At 73.7% G+C, this 3,847-nt stretch carries 4 protein-coding genes; 2 read left to right on the plus strand and 2 right to left on the minus strand.

The window, feature by feature from the left end; genetic code table 11:
• Nucleotides 1-70: 70 nt before the first annotated feature.
• Nucleotides 71-517: a hypothetical protein gene (locus AB0I76_RS24685; RefSeq protein ID WP_357039885.1), complete on the plus strand. Its 447-nt coding sequence runs from the start codon at nt 71-73 to the stop codon at nt 515-517.
• Nucleotides 518-544: 27 nt separating this feature from the next.
• Here AB0I76_RS24685 and murD read toward each other — a convergent pair whose 3' ends face one another.
• Nucleotides 545-1,894 (minus strand): UDP-N-acetylmuramoyl-L-alanine--D-glutamate ligase, encoded by a 1,350-nt coding sequence (gene murD, locus AB0I76_RS24690; protein WP_357039888.1) that lies wholly within the window; start codon nt 1,892-1,894, stop codon nt 545-547.
• Nucleotides 1,895-1,981: 87 nt separating this feature from the next.
• Here murD and AB0I76_RS24695 point away from each other — a divergent pair, with 87 nt between their 5' ends.
• Nucleotides 1,982-3,331 carry a hypothetical protein gene (locus AB0I76_RS24695; protein ID WP_357039891.1) on the plus strand — a complete coding sequence of 450 codons (1,350 nt, stop codon included), beginning with the start codon at nt 1,982-1,984 and terminating at the stop codon, nt 3,329-3,331.
• A 10-nt stretch (nt 3,332-3,341) separates the two neighbouring features.
• Here the strand turns inward: AB0I76_RS24695 and AB0I76_RS24700 are convergent.
• Nucleotides 3,342-3,847: helix-turn-helix domain-containing protein (locus tag AB0I76_RS24700; RefSeq protein WP_357039894.1), on the minus strand; the 506-nt coding region annotated here is incomplete at its 5' end.

A 3,847-nucleotide genomic window follows, 5' to 3' on the forward strand; every position in this document is an offset into this window, starting at 1 on the left:
GTCGGCGACGAGCAGGCCGCGGCAGTAGGGAGACGGTGGTGCGGATCTTCGTCGCGCCACCGAGGTCGACGTGCTGGACGCGGCCGTCCGGCGGCTGTTCGGGGTGGCCGCACCCGCCGACGAGGACGGCCACGACGCCGGGCACCCGCACCACTCCTGGTCCTCGCGGACGTACCGGCCGCCGGGCCTGCCGCCGGTCCGGGTCCTCGCCGCACCGTCCAGCGAGCCGGAGCACCGCCGCGCGCACACCGCCGACACCCAGCGGTTCTGGGCCGGGCACGTGCGCCTCTCCCCCGGCGACGAGGTGCTGTGCGTGACCGCGCCGATCTACGTCCCGTTCCAGCACTGCGACGCGCTGCGCACGCTCGCGCTGCCGTACGGCTGCGGGGTGGAGACCGTCGGCGTCGACCCGGCCCTGCCGGACGTGGCGGTGCTGCCCGAGCCGACGCTCACGCCGGGCCGGTACCTCCAGGAGATCCGCTCGGCGATCCGGTCCACACGGGCGCTGCTCGCGTGATCCGATCCCTCTGCCGCCGCGGCGTGCTCAGCCGGCGGCGGTGTCCCGGACGGCCTGGGCGAACACCTCGGAGCGGTGCTCGAAGTTGCGGAACCGGCCGTAGCTGGGCGCGGCCGGCGACAGCAGCACCACCCCGCCGGGCGGGGTCACCTCGCGGGACAGCCGGACCGCGTCGACCAGGTCGTCGACCGTCTCGGTACGCACCTTCGGCAGCCCGTCCAGCGCCGCCACGATCCGGGGCCCGCTGTCGGGGATGCCGATGACGGTGATCTCGCGTTCGGCGAGGTGCTCGGCCAGCGGGGTGTAGTCCAGCCCCCGGTCGGTGCCGCCGACGATCACGGTCAACGGCCGCCCCTCGTACGCGTCGATGGCGTGCATGGCCGCGTACGGGCTGGTGGCCAGGGTGTCGTCGACGAAGGTGAGACCGGACGGGTCGACGATCTCGGTGAGCCGGTGCGCGAGCCCCTGGAACTCGGCGACCGCCACGGCGAGGGTGTCCTTCCGGGCGACCACGTCCACGCCGAGCGCGTCGAGCACGGCGAGGGCCACGCACAGGTTGCCCTCGTTGTGCCGGCCGACCAGCGGCAGCACCGCGCGGGGGAACAGCGGCTGGTCCCCGAGGTGGAACCAGGGCGTGCCGTCTGGACCGGTGGCCACGTGCGCGGTGTCCGGAGTGCCGGCGCGGACGACCGGCCGGTCGCCCAGCTCGGCGGCGAGCCGCGGGTCGGCGCCGTTGACCACGACCGTCTCCGGCCCGTGCGCGAGGAGGTTCAGCTTGTCCCGGTAGTACTCCCGCTCACCGCCGTGCGCGTCCAGGTGCTCCGGAAAGAGGGCGGTGACCACCGCGACCCGGGGCGAGTCGGTCAGGTCACTGCACTGGTAGCTGGACAGCTCCAGCACGTACAGCTCGGCCTCCGGCAGGTCCAGCGTCGGCACCCCGATGTTGCCGCCGAAGACGTTGGGCCGGTCCATCGCCGCCAGCAGGTGGCTGATCAGGCTGGACGTGGTGCTCTTGCCCTTGCTGCCGGTCACGCCGACGGTGCGGGCGCCGTGGTCGGCCATCCAGAGGGCGGTCCCCTGGGTGACGGTCACGCCGCGCCGCCGCAGCTCGACCAGCCACGGGTGGGTGTTCGGCACGCCGGGCGAGCGGACCACCACGTCGGCGGCGAGCAGCCGAGCGAAGCCCTCCTCGCCGGTGACCAGGGGGGCCGCCTCGGCGAGGAGCCCCTCCCACGGCAGGCTGAGGAAGTTGGCGCTGTCGTCGACCGCGACCAGGTCGGCCGGGCCGTGCGCGGCGATCGCGGTCACCGCGGCCCGGCCCTCCCGGCCGGCCCCCCAGACGGCGACGGTACGTCCGCGCAGGTCAGACAGGCGCACAGGTGATCTCCTCCAGGTCGGCCGGTCGGAACGGTCGCTCTCCGGCGCACTCGGGCACCGAGGACGAACCAGGGCCTAGTATGGCGTGTGCCCAACGAGCAGCTCCGGCGGATGGACGCCTTCACCTTCCCGTCCTACTCGATCGACCTCTCCACCGGGGAGGTGTTGTTCGACTACGCCCTCAGCGGCCCCGACGGCGAGCAACGGTTCACCGAGGTGATCACGCTTCCGCTGCCGGAGGCGCCGCCGTCGGACGAGACGGTGGCGACCCTGGGCCGGGTCCTGGAGCTGCTGCACGTGGTCGCCGGGGTCAGCTACTACAAGGCCGCCGCACCGGGTCGGCTGGTGCTGCCGGCGCCGCTGGGCGCGGCCGCCGCCGCACTGGTCACGGCCGTCTACACCAAGGGCCTGGCGGAGTACGCGTACCGCAACGGGCTGCCGCACGTGCTGCTGCTGACGCCCGAGGTGCCGGCCGGCACCGTCTCCGCCGCCCGGGTGTACGACAACTCCGACCTGCGTCCCCTCTCCGCCGTCGGCGGTGGCAAGGACTCGATCGTCAGCCTGGAGGCGCTGCGGCGGGCGGGCTTCGACCCGGTGCCCTTCTCGGTCAACCCCAACCACGTGATCGTCTCGGTCAACGAGGCGTCCGGCCTGACGCCGCTGGCGGCCCGACGGCGGATCGACCCGGTGCTGTTCGAGCTGAACGCGGCCGGCGCCCGCAACGGGCACATCCCGGTCACCGCGATCAACTCGCTGATCGCCGTCGCCACCGCCGTCCTCCACGGGTTGGGGCCGGTGGTGATGTCCAACGAGCGCTCCGCGTCCGACCCGAACCTGGTCTGGAACGGTCACGAGATCAACCACCAGTGGTCCAAGGGCGTCGAGGCCGAGGGGCTGCTGCGGGCGGCGCTGGCCGAGCACGCCGGGCTCACCGAGCCGTACTTCTCCCTGCTGCGGTCCCTGTCCGAGCTGCACATCGCCCGGCTGTTCGCCGCGATCGACCGCTACGACGACGTGGTGACCAGCTGCAACGCGGCCTTCAAGCTGCGCGACGCCAGCGAGCGCTGGTGCCGCGACTGCCCCAAGTGCCGGTTCGTCTTCCTGGCCATGGCGCCGTTCATGCCCCGCGAGCGGATCACCCACATCTTCGGCGGCGACCTGCTCGCCGACGACACGCAGATCCCCGGCTACCGGGAACTGCTCGGCGTGGACGGCCACAAGCCGTTCGAGTGCGTCGGCGAGGTCGAGGAGTCGGTGGTGGCGTTGAGCCTGCTCGCCCAGCAGGCGCAGTGGCGGGACACCCCGGTCGTCCGCGCCCTCGTCGACGCCGTGCCCGACACGGCCTGGCAGGCCGCGACGACGAGCGACGTCTTCACCCCCGGCGGCCCGAACCACGTCCCGGCGGCCTACGCCAAGGCTTTGGAAGCCCTGAACTGACCCACCCCCGTCAGGGGGTGCGGATGGCGTCGAGGGCCTCCAGGGCCACGTGCAGGGAGAGGCAGGCCTCGACCGAGTCCAGGTCGACGTCGAGGATGCGGGCGATCCGGGCCAACCGTTCGTAGAAGGCCGGCCGGGACAGGTGGGCGGCGGACGCCGCCGCGGACTTGTTCCGGCCCGCGTCCAGGTACGCCCGCAGGGTGCCGAGCAGCTGCTCGCGGGGGTGCTGCGCGTCGTACGCCAGCAGGGCCCCCAGCTCGCGCTCGACGAACGTCTGCACCCGGGGCTCGTCCCGCAGCAGGTGCAGCAGGCCCGCGAGCCCGACGTGCGGCAACCGGAAGATCGGCAGGTCCCGGCGGTCCCGGCGGGCGGCGTCGGCGATCTGCCGTGCCTCGACCAGCGAGCGGCGAGCCTCCCGCATGGACGCCGCCGCCAAGGGGCTGATCGACGGCCCGGCCGACCAGATCGAGCGGATGGCCGCCCAGGCCCAGCGCCTGGGCCCGGGCACCCTGTCCC

The sequence above is a fragment of the Micromonospora sp. NPDC049799 genome, from assembly GCF_040656655.1.
Taxonomy (GTDB): Bacteria; Actinomycetota; Actinomycetes; order Mycobacteriales; family Micromonosporaceae; genus Micromonospora.